This is a genomic window from Flagellimonas sp. 2504JD4-2 (assembly GCF_053642935.1).
Genome location: NZ_JBSIOV010000003.1, coordinates 887,230 through 907,117 on the forward strand (window position 1 = coordinate 887,230; position 19,888 = coordinate 907,117).

Below are 19,888 nucleotides of genomic sequence, written 5' to 3' on the forward strand. Positions count from 1 at the left end.
CCAGTTTTGTGGTCTTGCTCGGCTAAGGGCTGCAGACCATTTCCCGGGCGAGTCACACAAAACAGTCAAAAAAGTTTAACCACAAAACAAAAGCATTATGAAAACGAAGGCCAAATTATCAGGTTTAGCTATAGTTATAGTCCTGATTGTATTAATCATTTCATGTAGCAAAGAAGGTGGCATAGAACCCGTGGCGGTTGACCCATGTGTCGATAATCCCTGTGGCAATCCAAATCAATGTCCAGATCAATGTGATGATAATGGAGGGGAACCTATTCAGGGAATAACCAGGGATGATATGACTCCTGAGGGTAATGTAGTGGAAACAGAGGATGGATATATGGTTGAAGGTAAAGTAACCATGGAAACAGAGTCCGGGGATTCCGTTGTATTTGAAGAGGCTGATTTGGATGTTGAATTTAATGAAGATGGCTCTTTAAAGAATTTTAGCGGGACAGTTGAAATACCAACGCCATCAAATTATTTCGAGTTTGAAGACCCAATTCAGGCCGATGTAGGCTTTTTTACCGGGAAATTCCTGAATGATAACCGCGCTTATGAAATAAGACTGAAGGATGAAAGAAAATATTTTGTTTTTGCCATCTCTGTAGCCATTGAAATGACGGTTGGCGCCAATGATGATCCCGATGCCACAAAACCTATTTCCATTTCCCCACCGTTGAGCGGCGGGCACATTACTTTAATTGCCGATTATGATGACCCTATGTTCTTCTATTCTGTGGGAATTAATGGAGGTCTGGGAGGCAACGATGGCAATGGAGATGGAAACAACAATAACAATGATGACGATGATGGGGAAGTGTCTGGAGTTAGCTTCGGAAGTTCCCTTAATGCTTATCTGCGGTTTGAACCTACCTTGCCTGTCGAAAATGTGGTCGCTTTTGATGCCAAGACCGTCACTGGAGGTACCTTTTCATTTTGGAAAGTTCTGGAGGCCAGTGGCATGTACTACAAGAATAGCGGTTTTGATGTTGATTTTAACCTAAAAGAACCCATGAACTCCAACTTTGGGGTGGGATATCGGGCAGGTATCAATGGAAGTATGTCATTCTCAGCCGATATCAAGAATATTGTCTCCTTCGGTTTCCCTATTGGGCAAGGTAGCGCAGCAATCGTGGCCGAAGCCAGTACAAATAATGGTATCAACGCCAGAGCTTTTGTAAACGGACTTGTAGATCCAGACCTTTCCTGGTGGCCAGAGTTTATTCCTATCAGTCCGGATGGACAATTGAATGTTTATGGCTACGTGGAACAAACTGGCGCATTTGATATGGGCCTCTCCGGAAATCTCGGTTTGGAAACCCCAACAGGTTTAAAAAGTGTGGATGGAGCCTTAAGGTTAACTCAGGATGCCTTCACCATGGATGGAAAAGTTACCATTGATGACGAAATATGGGAAGCCAATATTACCATGACCCAAGAGCAAACAAAGGTTATTGCAACTCCGCCATCCAATTTTACTGAGGGTATATCAGAAACCGTGACAGCACAAATTGATGAAGCCATCGAAACAACCGAACAAGCCATAGCTGACCTTGAAGCTGCTAACGAGCAATACGAGTTGGAATTGAGTCTAAGAGGGTTGAGAGCTGCATTACCCGGAATTATTGATCGAGCCAATGCTGAAATCAATGATGCCGTTACAGCTGGAATAGCAAGTGGTAGAAGCCAAGCCAATAAAATACTAAGTGATAACGGCAGGATTCTTTGTAGTGACAATATTTCGTCTGTTGTAAATTCTATGGTAAATCCCTACAGGAATGCATTAAATAGACTTAGAAACGCTGTTGATGAATCCAACGATAATACCCAGACCAGAAACGAATTGGAAGCTGCCCTACGGCAACTTGCAAGCTTGGACAGAATCAACACAAGTGCAACTGTGACAATAGTTCATGGACATAGTACCTTCGGTTGTGGCGCCCTATGGAGGCTAACAGCGACCAGAACGGTAACAATAAATGAGCCCGTTTTAACATCCACCCAAAAAGCACAGTTATTGGAAGCTGCCGATAACGTAAAATTCATTGCGGAGGCAGAAGGTATAAAGTTCGACGCCCAGGTTATTGTTGATCAACTTCCCACAATCGAGGAATTGGAGAAATTAAGGGATGGTGTGGAAGCCTGTGTTGCCGAACTTGCCGAAGGGCTTGAAAAATCCGGGTTCACCTATATTCACGACACCAAGGAGTTCATACCATTCATTGTTGTCAATGGCGAAGAAAAAGAAGTAGGCGATTTTGATATCTTCAGTTCGGACGCAATAATTGCAGAAGCCCGTATTGAGTCAGATAGCTGTAATCCCGACCAAGCCCTTAAGGCGCTTCAGGATGAAGCCAAAAAAAGGTAGTGGTCAAATATTAAAATAGTGTAAAAAACAAAAGCCCCGGGAACCACTCCGGGGCTTTTTAATAAAATCAAAACCAACCTAAACATATGAGTTTACCACTCAAGTTTGTCGAAAATTTCATAGCAATTTTCATATATAAAACAACTAGGTACAGGGATACCCTACCTTATTTTCCGTTTTTTTATAAAAAAAATACCTTTTTTGATTAATTTTTTAATCAATTGATTGATAGTCAATACTTTAAATCAATAATAAATCTAGTATTTTACGACAATAAGTTTGTCCACAAGTGGATTTAGGCGATCCATTAGGGTTGGAATGAGCGTTTCGCCCATTTCCAAATACAATTCCGAAAAGTTCAGTTGCCGTTCTTGCAAGGATTGATTGGGAAACAGTTCGTTTTGAATATCGGTCATCCGAACGACATGGTCTCTTAGTTTTCTTTTCTGTGCTTTCAACAATCGTTTTTCCAAAGCGTCCAAGCCCTTTTTTTGCTTCACTTCTTGGGCCTTTACGGCACCGACAAAAGTTTTGTCCGTAGCTTCGGCGAGTTGGTACATGGATTTGAATTGTTCTTCCAAGTGCTCTTTTTGACTTGAAAAATCGATATCAATATTGGAAATCTCCCTTATTTTCTTGTTGATAAAACTGTTTTGCTTTAAAAACAAATCCGAAATTTTCAAATCAAGTTTTTCAACTTTTTTGGCTTGTTTTTCAGTCAGGACGAGTGCCGAGTTTCGAAGCAGTAATATCGGGAAGGTAACCTCCATTGCTTCAAAATAAGCCTTTAGCTCCAACCAGTAGGCCAATTCCCCTCCCCCGCCAATATAGCAAAGATTGGGTAAAACTACTTCCTGGAACAAAGGTCTTGCAATCACATTGGGGGAAAACCGTTCCGGATGATTTTGAAGCTCTTCTTCCAGCTCTTTCCCTGAAAATTGGATTTCAGTATTATTTACCTGATAACTTCCATTTTCCTTGACTATTCGTTCACGGATTCCATCCCTTAAATAGAAATAATTTATTTCCCTAGGATTGACTTGGATCGTATAATCAGAAGAAACTTGCTTTAGCTGCTCAATGGATGCTGTAACCTTCTGATAAGGAATGTGCTGAAAGATATCTTTCTTGGCAAAGGGAATCAATTGTTTTTTCAATTGGGCATTATCACCGTCAACGATGACCAGACCGTGTTCTCCAAAAAGTTCATTGGCTAAAAACCGTGTGGCATCAGCAAGATTAGAATTATTTATATAGGCCTTTTGGAAGAGGTCCTTTAAATTTTTGGCCTGCGCTGAATTGCCCAGCTCCGATGAGAAAATAGCAAAGACTGCATCCAAACCATCAGTTTTCAACTTTCCAACCGCTCCAGATGCCTCTCGGTTCCATTGTACCTTCTGTCCCTTAAAGTTGAAATAGTTGATCTCATCAAAATCATGGTCCTCCGTTGCCATCCAATAAACCGGCACAAAATCATACTTGGGATAAGCTTCCTTTAATTGATGGGTAAGGTTTATGGTAGATATTATTTTATACAAGAAATACAGCGGACCGGTAAAAAGGTTCAACTGATGGCCGGTTACCACAGTAAACGTCTTTTTATCCCCCAAAGAGCTAATATTGTTGGCTGTTGCTTCAGAAACTGTAAAATCTTGATATTGATCTCTAAGCGCATTTACCAAAATTGGCCTGAACTTAGCAGAAAAACTGGATTCCTTTTCCTTTATCTGGTCTTCAAAACTCTGTATATCAGGAAATCTCTTGAAAAAGGGAGACAGACCTTTTTCTTGGTCAAGATAGTCACAAATAAGTTTCGAAAAATAACCTGTTTCCTTGAAGGGTATGCAATCTACTTCCATTAAGTTGAAATATCGTGCTAAAGATAATCCTCTTGTTTTTTTCTATTCCTAAAAATACGTTAATTGCTCGAAGACCATTAACGAAGCATAAAACCAGAGGGTGATTGTTCTTTAATTTATTGTTAGATTTGGGTGGACTAATTCACTGTAAATGACAAGAATTCTACTTTTATCGTCCTTCCTATTTTCTTTTATATCCACGGCACAACTTAAATCCCCTTCTGAATTTTTAGGGTATGAGTTGGGCTCAGAATTTTCAAGGCACTACGAGGTAGTGGATTATTATGAATATCTGGCCAAAGAAGCTGCAGACAGGGTTAAGCTTACCGTATATGGACAAACCAACGAGCGCAGACCGCTTTTGTTGGTTTATGTTTCATCTTCAGAAAACATGTCCAACTTAGAGAACATTAGACAAGAGCATTTGAATGATACCAAGGGCACTGGAAATTCCTCGAAGGCCATTGTATGGTTAAGTTATAATGTGCATGGTAATGAAAGTGTAAGTACGGAAGCTTCCATGCAGACCATATATGAATTGTTGACTACCAAAAGTTCGTATTTGGAAAATACAGTGGTTATTATCGATCCATGCATCAATCCTGACGGCCGTGATCGTTATAGCAATTGGTACAATCAATATAAAAATGCACCACATCAGGTTGACCCCTATAGTAAGGAACACAATGAAGGTTGGTGGAATGGGAGGAGCAACCACTATATGTTCGATTTAAATCGGGATTGGGCCTGGTTGACGCAGGTTGAAAGTCAGCAACGCATAAAAGTATATAATGAATGGCTGCCCCACGTACATGTGGACTTTCATGAGCAAGGAGTTGATAACCCATATTATTTTGCGCCTGCCGCTGAACCTTATCACGAAGTGATTACTGACTTTCAGCGTGATTTTCAAGTTACGATAGGAAAAAACCATGCTAAGTATTTTGATGCCAATGGTTGGTTCTATTTTACCAAAGAAATCTTTGATTTGTTCTATCCCAGTTATGGAGATACGTATCCCACATATAATGGCGCTATTGGTATGACCTATGAGCAAGGTGGGAGTGGACGAGGTGGCCTTGGTGTAATCACAAAAATTGGAGACACCTTGACCTTAAAAGACAGATTGGACCATCATCATACCACTGGTCTATCCACTGTAGAGGTATCCTCAAAAAATGCCGATAAATTGAACTCCGAGTTTCGGAAGTTTTATAAAAATCGAAGTTTTAAGTACAAAAGCTATGCGCTTAACGGGGACACGGACAAAATAGATGCCCTAAAAGCGTTGCTCGACAAACATGAGATTGAATATGGCACGCCTGCCAATGGTACTGCCAAGGGATTCAATTATAACTCCGGAACCAACGGTAACATGGGCATATCCAACAATAGTCTTGTGGTGTCCACAAACCAAACCAAAGGAACACTGGTAAAAGTATTGTTCGAACCAAGTGCCAAATTAAGTGACTCGCTTACCTATGACATTACAGCTTGGTCCCTGCCCTATGCCTATGGGTTGAATGCAATAGCATCATCGAGCACCATAAATGCATCAGCCGGGAGTACGAATGATGCGGAGCAAACCAATATCAAAAAAGATGCCTATGCCTATATATCCAAATGGAGCAGTATGAGAGATGCCAGGTTTTTGGCCGAAGCCTTGTCCAAAGGCATAAAGGTCCGTAAAACCAACGAGCCTTTTATTTTGGATGGTAACTCCTATAAAAGAGGAAGTTTGATTATCTCTAAAGCCGATAACAAGCACAAAAAGGACTTTATTGAAACACTGCAACAGTTGGCCAACAAGCATAAGGTTAAATTGGAATCCACATCTACAGGTTTTGTAGATTCAGGGAAGGATTTTGGTTCTAGACACGTTAAAATGATCAAGAAACCAAAAATTGCTGTTCTGTCAGGAAAACCGACCTCAACCCTTCGTTTTGGGGAAATATGGCACTTTTTTGAACAACAACTACATTATCCTGTTACCGTTATCGATAGCGATTACTGGGAAAAAGTGGACTTGAACAACTATCAAATCCTGGTGCTCCCTGGAGGAAATTACGGAAGTTCCATTGCCGATGGTCAATTGAAAAAAATTAAAGATTGGGTGCAAAGGGGAGGAAAATTGGTGGCCATGGGTGGTGCAATACAGGGTGTAGATGGTGAAAAAGGTTTTGGCATCAAAAAGAAAGAAGTAGCCAAAGATTCTGCTAAAAGCAAACCAAAACCACACAAAAACACCCAAAGAGAGCGAATTAAAAATGCAATCACCGGCGCAATTTTCAAAACTAAAGTTGATAACACACACCCCTTGGCCTTCGGTTATGGTACCAATTACTTTACGCTGAAATTGGGGAATTCCGGCTATGATTATCTAAAAACAGGAAATGCAGTATACCTTGAGGGAAGCGCCAAACCAGTTTCCGGGTTTGCCGGAAGCGATGCACAGAAAAAGGTTGCCAATTCACTGGTGTTTGGTGTTGAGTCTTCTGGAAAAGGCCGGGTAGTCTATATGGTAGATAATCCGTTGTTCAGAGGCTTCTGGGAAAATGGAAAACTGTTTTTTGCCAATGCACTTTTCATGGTAGATTAAGGTTTTATTGCCTTTAGCGACTTTATCCTCCAGATAACAGAATCCTAAAACCCGTTAAGCTAAATTTAGGCTGTGTGCATCGGTTTTGAATACTCCGTCACACGAGTTAACGGATTCTATATATCATTAAAAATCATTAATTTAGGGTAATAGTTATAATCAAAAAATGAAGTCGTTATGAATGAACAATGGCTAAATCTTCAGTATAAGCCCCTTGTGTTGACATTTTCCCTATGTCTGATGCTGATAGCGGGTACTTCCAGAGCACTTGGATTTCAAGAACAAGAGAGTTTCTCACAGTACAAAGGTGAGGTAACAGATGCTTCGTCCAACAACCCCCTTGTGTTTGCGACACTTTCTGTTGAAGGCACCAACATTAGTACCATCACCAACACCGAAGGTGCTTTTTTATTAAAAATTCCAAATACCATTACCGATGGTACCTTGGTGGTTTCTTTTTTAGGGTATAAAAGCAAAACCATCTCTATTTCGGAACTCAAACCGAAAAAAAACAAAATTTCCTTGGTTGTTTCAGTTACAGAGTTGACCGAGGTGAATATCAATGCTCCAAAGGATGCCGCTGCCCTGGTTAGGGAAACTCTGGCAAGGAAGGGAGACAATTATTTTGATGATCCTACCTTAATGACAGCCTTTTACCGCGAGACCATAAAAAAGAGAAAAAGAAACGTATCGCTTTCTGAAGCAGTGGTCAATATTTATAAATCCCCATATAATTCGCTCAGAAGGGATGCCGTGGAACTATACAAAGCCAGAAAAAGTACCGACTATAGTAAATTGGATACAGTGGCTTTGAAGCTACAAGGAGGTCCTTTCAACACCTTGTATGTCGATATTATGAAATACCCAGAGTATATCTTTTCTAATGGGGCCTTTGATAATTACAAGTTTACTTTCAGCCGTTCCACAAGGATCAATGATAAACTTATCTACGTTATTAAGTTTGATCAATTTGAGACCATTACCGAACCTCTTTATAAAGGTGAACTCTTTATTGATGTGGAACAAAAGACATTGACCAGTGCAATCTACACTTTGAATATTACAGATAAGGTCAAGGCTGCAAAGCTTTTTGTTAGAAGGAAACCTGCAAAAGTCGATGTGTGGCCCACAGAAGTTGCTTATAGAGTAGATTACCGGGAAAAAGGTGGAAAATGGTATTATGGATACAGTAATGTCCTGCTGGAATTCAAGGTGGACTGGGAAGATAAATTATTTAATTCAGTATACAGCATGACAGCTGAGATGGCAATAACCGATTGGGAAAAAAATGTTACAGGAGAACTACCCAAAAACAGGGACCGTGTCAAAAAGTCAATAATACTAAGTGATGAAGCCATTGGTTTTTCTGATCCAGATTTTTGGGGCGAATACAATATCATCGAACCAGAAAAATCCATTGAATCCGCAATACGAAAAATCCAGCGTCAGTTGCGCAGAGCTAAATCCAAAGAAGGTAACTCTGCTCCTTAGTACAAAAATCTTTTAACAAAGAAGCCCCTAAAAAGGGGCTTTTTTTATTTCTTAAACTCTTGCAGTGTTTTTATGATAATGGAAACACAATCCATGAGCTGCTCTCTATCCATGACCAATGGAGGTGCAAATCGGATAATGTTACCATGGGTGGGTTTTGCCAAAAGTCCATTTTCCTTCAATGCCATACAGATGTCCCATGCTGTGGAACTTTCTTCCACATCATTGATAAGAATTGCATTGAGCAGTCCTTTTCCACGCACTTTAACCACGAGATCACACGAAGGAATAAACTTGTTCAATTCTTCTCTGAACAATTTCCCAAGTTCCATTGCGTTTTCAGCGAGGTTTTCTTCTTTTACCACCTCTAACGCCGCCATTCCTACAGCTGCCGCCACCGGATTTCCACCAAAGGTACTTCCATGACTACCCGGAGTAATAACTTCCATGATTTCGTCATTGGCCAAAACGGCGGATACTGGATAAGCTCCTCCGGAAAGGGCCTTGCCCAAAATCAATATATCGGGTTTTACCTCTTCGTGGTCCACTGCCAACATTTTACCTGTTCTCGCAATTCCGGTTTGAACCTCATCTGCAATAAAAAGTACATTGTGTTTTTCGCAAAGCGCCTTGGCTGCTTTCAAATACCCCTCAGAAGGGACATAGACACCAGCTTCACCTTGAATCGGTTCGACCAAAAACCCTGCGATGCTGGAATCACTTTCCAAAGTTGCCTCCAATGCTGCTAGGTTGTCATATTCAATCTGGATAAAGCCTGCTGTATAAGGACCATAGTTTTTTCTGGCCACCGAATCATTGGAAAATGAAACAATGGTTGTAGTACGTCCATGGAAATTGTTTTCGCATACCACAATCTTAGCTTGATTTTCCGGTACTCCTTTCTTCTGATAAGCCCATCTTCGGCATATTTTCAATGCAGTTTCAACGGCTTCTGCTCCAGTGTTCATGGGCAAAAGTTTATCAAACTGAAAAGTGGAGGTCACATACTCCTCAAACTGGCCCAGCATATCATTGTAAAATGCCCTGGACGTTAAGGTCAAGGTTTTGGCCTGTTCGGTCATCGCCCCAACAATTTTAGGGTGGCAATGCCCTTGGTTCATCGCGGAATACGCTGAAAGAAAGTCATAATACTTTTTTCCTTCAACATCCCAAACAAAAACTCCCTCACCCTTGCTCAATACAACAGGAAGTGGATGGTAATTGTGGGCTCCGTACTTGTTTTCTAAATCTATCGCGTGCTGCGATGTTAAATGCTCTAAAACAGCCATTTTAATTAGGTTTAAATTAATCAAACAACTATTCCTACATCACCTTTATTCTTTCGAAAGTTCGAAAAAGCAGCGTGGGAGAGAAATCATCCCTGAAGAGGTCTGCAAGGTAATAAATATTGGGCTGTTTTTATAAAAAACTTACTCAGGCAACTTGTTTGATAACGATGAAATCTGCAATTCCAACCTTTTCATTTCTCGTATTAAAGCGTTTCTATGTATTTGCATCCACATATAGATCTTTAGCATACTTATGGTCAAAAAGCAGAGCACAACAGCACCTACCCAGAGAATCAAATCGTTCGTATTTTCAACATCAAATGTTTGTATTAGACAATAAATGAGCAATCCAAAGACCACAGCTATCAAAATGTTCATAATAAATGCAAGCCAGGAGTTTTTCCCTTTGAACAGCCCTCCCAACATTTGAAATAGGTTTTGTTCGTCCAATTGATCATAAAACTTCGCTTCTTCTTGGGTCAGCGTCTCTTTGATTAATTTGTCAATATCTTCCATATTAGTTTTCATAAATTCTGTTTTTTAATATTGTTTTTAATTTTTCCCGCGCATGATATAGTCTGGATTTTGCCGTACCTACCGATATGCCCAACATTCCACTGATATCCTTTAGCGAATAGTCCTGTACATAAAATAAACGGACAACCATTTGTTGCTGTTCGGGCAAGGTATTTACCGTCTTTAACAGATTTTGCTTTACCCTATCAATATTCGATGGCTCCGTTGTGTCAGTATCAATTTGCTCATGCTTCAGGTGGTCACAAACCTTGTTCATCCTATTGTTCGCCTTAATCGCATCGATGGATTTTGTATAAACAATCCGCATGGCCCAAGCACCAAAGTTTTCAGGCTCTTTCAGGTGATCAAGTTTATCAATGATTACCTGCCAGCAGTCTTGGGCAATGTCCTTTGCCATATCTGCATCTTTGACAATCCAATAGGCCCTATCGCAAAAGGTTTTGTGCCATCGCTTCACCAAAACCACCAGGGCTTTTTTATCTCCAGATTGAAAATCCTGGATCAACTGACCATCGACTTGACGTTTCTTTTTATTCATTTAACAAGTCTGCTTATACCTTAAAGACGGTAACCAATCAAAAAGGTTCAAAAAAAAGAAGATTTTAACTGGTTCAACCTTCAAGTTAATTGTTCTTTATGAAAACCTATGCTTACTTTTGCGGCATGCGCAGAAAAAACAAGCGAAGAACGTTTGAACATGTTGAGGTAATCGATGCAGGAGCCAAAGGAAAGTCGGTAGGCAAAGCTCCTGATGGACGAGTGATATTTTTATCCAATGCCGTTCCAGGGGATGTCGTAGATGTGTTGACCACAAAAAAGAGAAAGGCCTATTTTGAAGGCATTGCCACCCATTTTCATACACTTTCCGATAAAAGGACTACTCCAGAATGCGAGCATTTTGGGGTTTGTGGCGGATGTAAATGGCAACATATGGCCTATGAACACCAACTGTCATTCAAACAAAGAGAAGTTGAGAACAATTTAAAGCGCATTGGAAATATCGAATTGCCTGAAACAACCCCAATATTGGGTTCAAGGAAGCAATATTTCTATCGCAACAAGATGGAATTCTCATTTTCCGATAGCAGATGGCTCACCCAAGAAGAAATTGATTCCGAAATTCCTATCGATGATAAAAACGCTTTGGGGTTTCATATTCCGGGGATGTGGGATAAAATTTTGGACGTTAAAAAATGTCATCTCCAAGAAGATCCTTCAAATGCAATCCGCTTGGAAATACGGGATTTTGCCCTTAAGAATGGGCTTTCATTTTTCAACCCAAGAACGCAGACAGGCCAACTTCGAACCATGATGTTACGAACTGCTTCAACTGGGGATATCATGCTACTGATTCAATTTTGTGATGACAACAAAGAAAAAAGGGAACTGCTATTGAATCACTTAGCTCAAAAGTTCCCAGATATAACATCTTTGCTTTATGTTATCAATCAAAAACAAAACGATACCATTTACGACCAAGAGGTCATCTGTTTTGCCGGGAATGACCATATTTTTGAGGAAATGGAAGGGCTTCGATTTAAGATAAATGCCAAATCATTTTATCAGACCAATTCCGAACAGGCCTACGAACTTTACAAAATCACCCGTGACTTTGCAGGGTTAACAGGAAACGAATTAGTTTATGATTTATATACAGGAACTGGCACCATTGCCCAATTTGTATCGAAAAATGCCAAAAAAGTAATTGGTGTGGAGTCGGTACCCGAGGCTATTGAAGATGCAAAAGTAAATGCCCAAACTAATAATATCACCAATGTGGATTTTTACGTAGGTGATATGAAAAATGTATTCAACGAAGCCTTCATAGACAAACACGGATTGCCCGATGTTGTTATTACCGACCCACCGCGTGACGGCATGCACAAATTGGTGGTGGAACAACTTTTGTTGGCCGCTCCAAAGAAAATTGTCTACGTAAGCTGCAATAGCGCAACCCAAGCCAGGGATCTGGCTCTATTGGATGAAAAATATAAAGTGATAAAGGTGCAGCCGGTTGATATGTTTCCGCAGACCCACCACGTTGAAAATGTCGTACTTTTGGAGAAACGGGTATAATTTTTGATAAAATCTGTTTTTAGTTTTAGAATGAAGAAAATACTTCCCATCTTACTGATAGCCTTCCTGTTCATTTACATGGCTTCCTGCGAAAAAGATGACATTTGTGTTGATGGCGATACCCCTTTATTGTACATTGGTTTTTTTGATATAGACAATCCAGATGAACACAGTCGTGTAACCTCCATCCGCATAAAAGCTATCGATAACGATCAAATTCTATCAGATTCCGAGGCATTCAACTTTACGGATCGTTCCAATTCGCCCGATTCATTATTGGTCCCTTTACAAATTGCCTCAAACAGCACCCAATTTCAGTTTATTACCAATTCTGCGGACGATGCCGATACTTCAGAGGAAACAGGTAACATTGACACCCTCACAATTAACTACAGTACAAGGGAAGCATTTGTTTCAAGGGCATGCGGTTTTGTGATAAATTATGATGATTTGGATGTATCCCTGACTTCTGACACTTCCAATTGGATCCAGGATATAACCATTGTTCAACAAACCATAGAAAACTCTAATAATATCCATGTCAAGATATTTCATTAGCCTTTTTTGCTTAGCAAGTTCCTTTTATGGAATCAGTCAAGACGAGCCCATTGATTTGCAACCCAAGGATACTGTGGAACACAAACAAGAATATGGTTTGCGGGTTGGTGCCGATATAAGTCGGTTGGTTTTGTCATTTGCGGATGAAGATTATACAGGTCTGGAATTGGTTGGTGACTATAGGTTGACAGAAAAACTATATTTGGCAGGAGAAATAGGGAACGAGGAAAGGACTCAATCAGAGGGGTTGGGAAACACTCTTTTGTACAATTATACTACTTCGGGGAGCTATCTAAAATTGGGTGTTGAGATAAACACTTATGAAAATTGGTTTGGTATGAGCAACTCCATCATCATTGGAGGACGCTATGCCGTTGCCAGTTTTAGTCAGACCCTAAATGAATACAACATTTTCGAGGGCAATCGGTTTTTCAATCCTGACAATTTATTGGTCGGTGCGCAACCAGGGGAGGAATTCAGTGGTCGCACTGCTTCATGGCTCGAATTTGTAGCTGGTATCAAGGCTGAGCTTTTTGCCAATATTTATATTGGCATGAGTGCGCGTCTCGGATTTTTGGTCACCAATAAGGAAGAGGATCGCTTTCCCAATCTATGGATTCCAGGGTTCAATAAAGTTACCGATGGAAGTAATTTTGGGGTGAGCTATAATTATTCCATCTCCTATTTGATTCCGTTCTACAAAAAATCCAAAAAGAAAAAGCAAAAGGAAACACCTCCGGTTCAAGAGGAGAATTAATACGTCTCACAAGCATGAAAAACAAGAATACCCAAATCAACTATGTTGAATTCAAAGCTTCAAATCTTGAAGAGATAAAGGAGTTTTATTCGAAATGTTTTGGTTGGACATTCACTGATTATGGACCAACGTATACTTCATTTGCAGAGAGCGGACTCGAAGGTGGTTTTGAAAAAAGCGATGAGGATGTTATCAATGGAGCTTTGATTGTCCTGTACCATGAAGATCTTTTGCATATTCAAAAAGCGATTGTAAATGCTGGTGGAAAAGTAGTAAAGGAAATTTTTTCGTTTCCTGGCGGACGTAGATTTCATTTTGCCGATCCAGCTGGCAATGAATTGGCGGTTTGGTCAGATAAATAACAAGTATTAAATGATCATAAGGATTTTCACCGCAATAGTTCCCCAAACAAAACATTCGGAGTTTGAGTCTAAATTCAAAGAGATTTCCGTGCCCTTGGTAAAAGGTCAAAAGGGTCTTTTGGGCATTGATATTGCGAGGCCCACCCAATGGAATCCAAATACATTTGTTATGATTTCCAAATGGGCATCTGAGGACGATTTAATACAATTTGCAGGAGCAAAGTGGAACGAAGCCCATATTCCTTCGGGCATGGAAAAATATATTGATTCGTGTTCCGTTGAGCATTTTTTCAATATTTCTATTTAGAAAATAGCTCATTAACCTAGGAGGCTAATCCATAGTATCTGCATCGTCGGTTTGGTATTTTCCCTTTTTACTTCCTGCATACATTTCATACTTGACCAATCTGGATTCCAATTTTCCGTTGAAGGTCTTTACTTTTCTTGAAGGTCTTAATCCCACATGCTTCAATGCATCAAGATTGGAGGTAATCAACCAAGCATCTGTTGCTGGGTAGTGCTGTTTTAGCGTATCTCCTATTTTTGCATAAAAATCTTCTACATCAATTTGAAGACGTTCGCCATAAGGGGGATTGAAAACCATATGCAATTTTGAATCCACGGGTTTTTCGGTCCTGAAAAAATCTTTCCGTTCAATGGTTATGTATTCGGAAAGATTAGCATTGTATACATTTTCTTGGGCTTTGCGCACCGCTGAAGGAGCCTTGTCATACCCAATAATCTTATGGTGGAATTCTCGCGTTTTATTTAAACTGGTATCAACAATTTTTTGGTGTAATTCAGCATTGTAATCCTTCCAATTCATGAAAGCGTAGTTTTCTCTGTTGATATTTGCCGGAATGTTGCAGGCAATCATTCCAGCTTCAATTAAAAATGTACCGCTTCCACACATTGGATCCAGAAAGTCCGTAAGTCCATCCCAACCACTTGTCAACAGTAATCCTGCTGCCAGCACTTCATTAATCGGCGCTATATTGGTCGCAATACGATAGCCACGTTGATGCAAAGAACTTCCCGAACTGTCCAAAGACACCGTGCAAAAGTTCTTATACAAATGCACATTGATTCGCACATCCGGATCTTGGGTATTCACACTTGGGCGCTTACGGTCAACCGCCCTGAATTTATCCACTAATGCATCCTTTACTTTTTGCGAAACGAACATAGAGTTGTTGAACACATCCGAATGCATCGTGGTATCAATCGCAAAGGTTTTTTCGTGGTCAAAATATTCTGGCCAATTTATGCGATATACATTTTGATAAAGTTGTTTCTCATTAAATACCTTAAAGTTAGCTATCGGTTTAAAGATTTTTAATGCAGTTCGAAGACAAAGATTCGCCTTGTACATAAAACCAGTATCTCCTTCGAAAGCAACATTTCTAACCCCTTCCTTTACGTGCCCTGCTCCCAAATTGCGGAGCTCCTTTGCCAAAAGGGGTTCGAAGCCATACAACGTTTTAGCCAACATTTTAAAATTCCCTGCCATACTTTTCAAAATCTTTCCGTAAAAATAGGCTATTTTTGGCCCTTCAACGCAGCTTATGGATTTTCCATTTTGGATGGTTTTTACATTACCTATTTTAGCCGTTTGGGGTAGTTTTACTTTTGTTTGGGTAATAAAACCTAAGGATAAGAAGAACATTAAGTTATTATTGGCTTTCAGTGGAGCATTTTTGTTGGCACTTACCTTTTTTGAGTTGCTTCCTGAAGTATATGAGAACAATAAGCCTAAAACGATTGCCATTTTTATTCTGACCGGGATTTTACTTCAGATATTTTTGGAGTTCTTTTCAAAAGGTGCGGAGCACGGTCATGTGCATTTGGATTTGGAAAAGACTACGTTTCCCATTATGCTATTTCTGAGCTTGTCATTGCATGCTCTTATTGAAGGGGTACCTATTCATGGCAATAATTCCATTTTATACGGAATTTTGATTCATAAAATACCAGTTGCTGTAATACTCAGTATTTTTTTGATTAACTCAAAATTGAAGACAAATGCGGTTATTCTGTTCATTCTTGCCTTTTCATTAATGACCCCTATAGGCAGCTATTTGGCACAATCCCCTTGGATGGATGCCTACTCGGGAGTATTTACAGCCCTGGCTATTGGTGTATTTTTACACATCTCAACCATAATTCTTTTTGAGAGTTCCCAAGGCCATTCATTCAACCTTCAAAAATTGATAGTGATTATTTTAGGGGTCGGGATTGCCTACTTTATATAGCTGTATCGAAGTTAATCAAGGATTTCTGTTAAAATCATCAACCAATGACTAATAGCGCCGCCAAGCACAAAAATGTGCCATATTAAATGGTTGTATGATATTTTCTTTATGGCATAGAACAAGATGCCAATTGTATAGAATGCTCCGCCGAGAGCTAAATAGAATAAACCTTTAGACGATATAGTTTCTGAAAGAAAAGGATAATCAATTACCACCAACCATCCCATTACCCCATAAAGTACCAATGAAAAAACTTCAAACTTTCCTGTAAAAAATAGTTTGAGCAGTGTTCCAAAAAGGGCAATTCCCCAAACGGCATAAAATAACAACCATCCCTTGGAATTTATCAAAATGGTCAAACAAACCGGGGTATAGGTGCCGGCTATCAGGTAATAAATACTGATGTGATCTAAAATCCGTAGTTTTCGTTTGAGTATAGGACTGTTTACTGCGTGATAAACGGTTGAAGCACTAAACAAGATAATAAGGGAAATACTATACGCTATGATACTCCCTAAGAGAAAGGGAGTTCCTTTTAAATCTTTCTGAAGGAATAAAACAAAACCAACTATAGATAGTACCAATCCCAAACCATGGGAATAGGCATTCCATTTTTCCTCGATTAAAACAGATTTGGGGTTGGAAGTCAAATAGCCCTATTTATAGCGTTTACCGTGTTTGATGACCATGTCTACATCTTGCAACAAGCTTATGTAACGTAGCACATCTCCATCTACAGCAATAATGTCAGCGTATTTTCCAGGAGTAATGGTTCCCACATCATTGGCAACGCCCATCCATAACGCCGGCCAATAGGTTGCGGAACGTATGGCATACATAGGATCAATACCAAACTCATTTACCCACACATCCAGTTCATTCCAAGTGGACTGACTATGAAATTTCATTGGAATACCACTATCAGTGCCTATCATCAGAACAACCCCGGCATCCAAAAGTTGATGGATCTTGGTTTTTAGAGTGGGTTTTCTTGAAGGTGTCAACTGAAAATAAGGTAATCTATCAGGATGTTTGATACTCCTTTTAATATCGGCAATAATACTATCCGGTAAACCCAAATGCCATGAATCGTTATCCAATTTCTCACGATTATCCCTTACATATTCATAGTTGTACAGCCCTTCAACCGTAGGGCACCAAAACAAGGGGCCTTTGTTCATCTGTGCGGTGCGCTCCTTTATCATTTCGATGACATCATCCGGATATTGAGGTGCGGAAGACAATCCTGTATGCTCAAAACAGTCGACCCCCACCTTCAATCCTCTTCTAATTTCTTCAGGCCGATGTCCATGTGCTACCACCTTTAGATTGTATTTATGGGCTTCATCCACAATGGCTTTGAGCTCTGTCATGGTCATTTGGTCTTGGTCTATCAGTTTTATCACATCGACCCCTGCATCTGCAAGCTTTTTGATTTTTCGTTTTCCATCCTCTGGGCCATTGACTCCCCATCGAAACGCTTCGGTTCCGAGATATGGTTTATGTTGTATGAAAGGTCCTGAAACATAGAGGGTAGCTCCGGGTATTTCCCCATTGTTTATTCTATCCCGCACAGAAATACTTTCTTTTAATGGCGCTCCTAAATCCCTAGCGCTGGTTACTCCGGCCATTAACAATTGGTGCGCTGAAGAAGGCATGATAACATCCTCAAACAAAGGTGGATAGGTTTTGTCCCAATACGCGTAATCGGCATGACCATTGATCATGGTGTGTACATGCATATCCCACAGACCTGGAAGAACACTCATTCCTTCTGTTGAAATGACTTCTGCATTTTTTGGGATAGGAAGTGTTTCTACCGTTCCGACGGCCTTTATGCGTTCCCCTTCAATCAATATTACACTATTCTTGATAGGGTCTGAACCAAACCCATCTATTAAGGTTCCACCAACCAAAGCTTTTAAGTTGCCCTGTTGTGCACTGATTGTAAAGCAAAAACAAACAAAAATTAAGATTAAAAATGTTCTCATGGGTCTTACTTTTCTTAATTAAACTTATAGGTATTACGCTCAACCTTTACTAAAAAATTTATATCAGGTTCATTCTGGGTAATACCAAAATGGTATTCTAACAATCCTACGATAATACACACTGTCTTCTTGGTGGTCCTTCCGGGCCACTTCCAGCACATGTTTTCCGTTGACCAAATCGCCAATATCCAAGAAAGTTTCAAAACCTTCTTGTTCTCTTTGATTTTGGGTATAAACTAAATCAAAATCGTACGAAGTACTATCTATTTTGAATCGGTACATTTCTTTGAGTGTAGTCATATACTCCGTTAGAAGCTTACGTCGATTTTGCCATCTTATTTTACCCGTTTGAAAAGTAGAATGCAATCCGCGATTATCTTCTTCTGGTTTCAATTCCTCATTGAAATAAAAAACGTCATCTTCAATAGTACGCCCATAAACAATGAAAACATTCAAGAAGTTGTCAGTAATTACCTTGGAAGGTATAGATGCCAAGTTGACGTAAGTGGTATTTCTTTCCACCGCGTCATCATAGTTTTCCATATTGGCTATAAACGAATTGGAATTCAAATCTTTATGCCAATAATTTGAAGTGCTGAAGCCTGTTCCTGCCAATATGGTCAATCCCAGATAGAGAGGTACCAAAATCAAGCTTAATCGACGACCGAATTTAGTGTCCAAGAAGTTGTAGACAATTGGACGATATAAAAAAGAAAGCGTCAAGTATTTAAAAAGCCAATATATCGGATAATAAAACCAACTTGTCCATTTCTTACGTTTCAACCATCCTTGGGTCGCAAAATCTATAAATGTCAAAATGGTCCCAATGCCCAAAGCGACTATTAAAGGAATAGCTATCCAGTAACGTACAATATAAGAGGTGTTTTCACTATCAATCCACAACCCCAAAAGGGTAAATACAAATGACAACGCCAATAGTCCAAGTAAATAAAAAAGCAGTAGAAAAGTTACGGCAAAGATTATACTACAATATTTTTCGAGCTTGGCAACATAGTTATCGAAAGAGCCAACTCGCTTAAGCAAATGGTTTTTAAATTTTGGACTATAATTCAATTCATCATAATCTATATCTCCTGAGACATAACGCAATCCAATTGCACCAATCCACAGGCCTCTTAATACCACATGAATCAGCAGATTTATGGTAAGAATGTACCAGGAGACCAACAATCCTTGCATCATAAATGTTCGATACATATTATCGTTGTTCTGCGCTTCGATATTTGCAATTTCAATGGGCTCAATAACCATGAACAACCCATAAATGGCAAAACCGGAAATAATTAGTTCTAACTGCCAACTTTCTTGTTGAAGAATATCAAGCCACTGCTTGAACTTTTTGTTGTTGGGATCGTTACTCATGTAGTGTGATTGGTTTATTCTTTAAATATATCCAATTACGAAAACAAATCATAAAGAAAACAAAGCGCATAAAAAAACCCTCCAAAGTCGTAAGACTAAGGAGGGTCAAGGAAGGCGGCGACCTACCCGCCCGTACCGGACGCCAGCCCGACAGGCGGTTCTGGCGGGGTACGTTCGGGCGGGCTCTCCCACCGTGTCCGTATGCCATAAAAAAACCCCGACTCAATGATGAATCGGGGTTCAAGGAAGGCGGCGACCTACTCTCCCACCTGGTGTGGCAGTACCATCGGCGCAAACGGGCTTAACTTCCCTGTTCGGAATGGAAAGGGGTGGGCCCCGTCGCCATGGCCACCTAGATTTTAT

At 40.0% G+C, this 19,888-nt stretch carries 17 protein-coding genes and 1 rRNA gene; 9 read left to right on the forward strand and 9 right to left on the reverse strand.

Annotated elements, in window-relative coordinates:
* Positions 1-97: 97 nt before the first annotated feature.
* Positions 98-2,371 carry a hypothetical protein gene (locus tag ACULLH_RS15235; protein ID WP_454089607.1) on the forward strand — a complete coding sequence of 758 codons (2,274 nt, stop codon included), beginning with the start codon at positions 98-100 and terminating at the stop codon, positions 2,369-2,371.
* Positions 2,372-2,628: 257 nt separating this feature from the next.
* Here the strand turns inward: ACULLH_RS15235 and bshC are convergent, their stop codons facing one another.
* Positions 2,629-4,230, reverse strand: a complete 1,602-nt coding sequence (gene bshC / locus ACULLH_RS15240; protein WP_454089608.1) for a bacillithiol biosynthesis cysteine-adding enzyme BshC — start codon at positions 4,228-4,230, stop codon at positions 2,629-2,631.
* 151 nt (positions 4,231-4,381) lie between these two features.
* On the opposite strand from bshC, the gene ACULLH_RS15245 reads away from it, so the two are divergent.
* The gene (locus tag ACULLH_RS15245) at positions 4,382-6,829 is read left to right on the forward strand and encodes a M14 family metallopeptidase (protein ID WP_454089609.1); all 2,448 of its coding nucleotides are present in this window, start codon (positions 4,382-4,384) and stop codon (positions 6,827-6,829) included.
* A gap of 177 nt (positions 6,830-7,006) precedes the next feature.
* On the forward strand, positions 7,007-8,320 hold the full coding sequence (locus tag ACULLH_RS15250) for a carboxypeptidase-like regulatory domain-containing protein (RefSeq protein WP_454089610.1): 1,314 nt from the start codon (positions 7,007-7,009) through the stop codon (positions 8,318-8,320).
* Positions 8,321-8,364: 44 nt separating this feature from the next.
* Here the strand turns inward: ACULLH_RS15250 and rocD are convergent, their stop codons facing one another.
* The 3 genes from rocD to ACULLH_RS15265 all read right to left on the reverse strand — a co-directional run bounded on the left by rocD (position 8,365) and on the right by ACULLH_RS15265 (position 10,684).
* A complete protein-coding gene (gene rocD / locus ACULLH_RS15255) occupies positions 8,365-9,609 on the reverse strand; it encodes an ornithine--oxo-acid transaminase (RefSeq protein WP_454089611.1) in 1,245 nt (414 codons plus the stop codon).
* A 141-nt stretch (positions 9,610-9,750) separates the two neighbouring features.
* A complete protein-coding gene (locus tag ACULLH_RS15260) occupies positions 9,751-10,137 on the reverse strand; it encodes a DUF6768 family protein (protein WP_454089612.1) in 387 nt (128 codons plus the stop codon).
* A complete protein-coding gene (locus ACULLH_RS15265; RefSeq protein ID WP_454089613.1) occupies positions 10,127-10,684 on the reverse strand; it encodes an RNA polymerase sigma factor in 558 nt (185 codons plus the stop codon). The genes ACULLH_RS15260 and ACULLH_RS15265 overlap by 11 nt, the downstream gene beginning before the upstream one ends.
* Before the next feature lie 125 nt (positions 10,685-10,809).
* Here ACULLH_RS15265 and rlmD point away from each other — a divergent pair, with 125 nt between their 5' ends.
* From rlmD to ACULLH_RS15290, 5 genes are read left to right on the forward strand one after another with little or no spacing between them, the layout of a single operon-like run.
* A complete protein-coding gene (gene rlmD, locus ACULLH_RS15270) occupies positions 10,810-12,222 on the forward strand; it encodes a 23S rRNA (uracil(1939)-C(5))-methyltransferase RlmD (RefSeq protein WP_454089642.1) in 1,413 nt (470 codons plus the stop codon).
* A gap of 30 nt (positions 12,223-12,252) precedes the next feature.
* Positions 12,253-12,780 carry a DUF6452 family protein gene (locus ACULLH_RS15275; RefSeq protein WP_454089614.1) on the forward strand — a complete coding sequence of 176 codons (528 nt, stop codon included), beginning with the start codon at positions 12,253-12,255 and terminating at the stop codon, positions 12,778-12,780.
* Complete coding sequence (locus tag ACULLH_RS15280) at positions 12,761-13,537, forward strand: DUF6048 family protein (RefSeq protein ID WP_454089615.1); 777 nt, start codon at positions 12,761-12,763, stop codon at positions 13,535-13,537. The genes ACULLH_RS15275 and ACULLH_RS15280 overlap by 20 nt, the downstream gene beginning before the upstream one ends.
* Positions 13,538-13,551: 14 nt before the next feature.
* On the forward strand, positions 13,552-13,899 hold the full coding sequence (locus tag ACULLH_RS15285; protein WP_454089616.1) for a VOC family protein: 348 nt from the start codon (positions 13,552-13,554) through the stop codon (positions 13,897-13,899).
* A gap of 10 nt (positions 13,900-13,909) precedes the next feature.
* Positions 13,910-14,206, forward strand: a complete 297-nt coding sequence (locus ACULLH_RS15290) for an antibiotic biosynthesis monooxygenase family protein (protein ID WP_454089617.1) — start codon at positions 13,910-13,912, stop codon at positions 14,204-14,206.
* Positions 14,207-14,230: 24 nt separating this feature from the next.
* On the opposite strand, the gene ACULLH_RS15295 is transcribed toward ACULLH_RS15290, so the two are convergent.
* Positions 14,231-15,409, reverse strand: a complete 1,179-nt coding sequence (locus ACULLH_RS15295) for a THUMP domain-containing class I SAM-dependent RNA methyltransferase (RefSeq protein WP_454089618.1) — start codon at positions 15,407-15,409, stop codon at positions 14,231-14,233.
* Positions 15,410-15,464: 55 nt separating this feature from the next.
* Here ACULLH_RS15295 and ACULLH_RS15300 point away from each other — a divergent pair, with 55 nt between their 5' ends.
* The gene (locus tag ACULLH_RS15300) at positions 15,465-16,151 is read left to right on the forward strand and encodes a ZIP family metal transporter (protein WP_454089619.1); all 687 of its coding nucleotides are present in this window, start codon (positions 15,465-15,467) and stop codon (positions 16,149-16,151) included.
* Between the two features lie 11 nt (positions 16,152-16,162).
* Here ACULLH_RS15300 and trhA read toward each other — a convergent pair whose 3' ends face one another.
* From trhA to rrf, 4 genes are all read right to left on the reverse strand, one after another.
* A complete protein-coding gene (gene trhA, locus ACULLH_RS15305) occupies positions 16,163-16,801 on the reverse strand; it encodes a PAQR family membrane homeostasis protein TrhA (protein ID WP_454089620.1) in 639 nt (212 codons plus the stop codon).
* A gap of 6 nt (positions 16,802-16,807) precedes the next feature.
* Positions 16,808-18,142 (reverse strand): amidohydrolase family protein, encoded by a 1,335-nt coding sequence (locus ACULLH_RS15310; protein WP_454089621.1) that lies wholly within the window; start codon positions 18,140-18,142, stop codon positions 16,808-16,810.
* Positions 18,143-18,211: 69 nt separating this feature from the next.
* Complete coding sequence (locus ACULLH_RS15315; protein WP_454089622.1) at positions 18,212-19,525, reverse strand: hypothetical protein; 1,314 nt, start codon at positions 19,523-19,525, stop codon at positions 18,212-18,214.
* Between the two features lie 244 nt (positions 19,526-19,769).
* Positions 19,770-19,881, reverse strand: a 5S ribosomal RNA gene (gene rrf / locus ACULLH_RS15320).
* Positions 19,882-19,888: the final 7 nt, after the last annotated feature.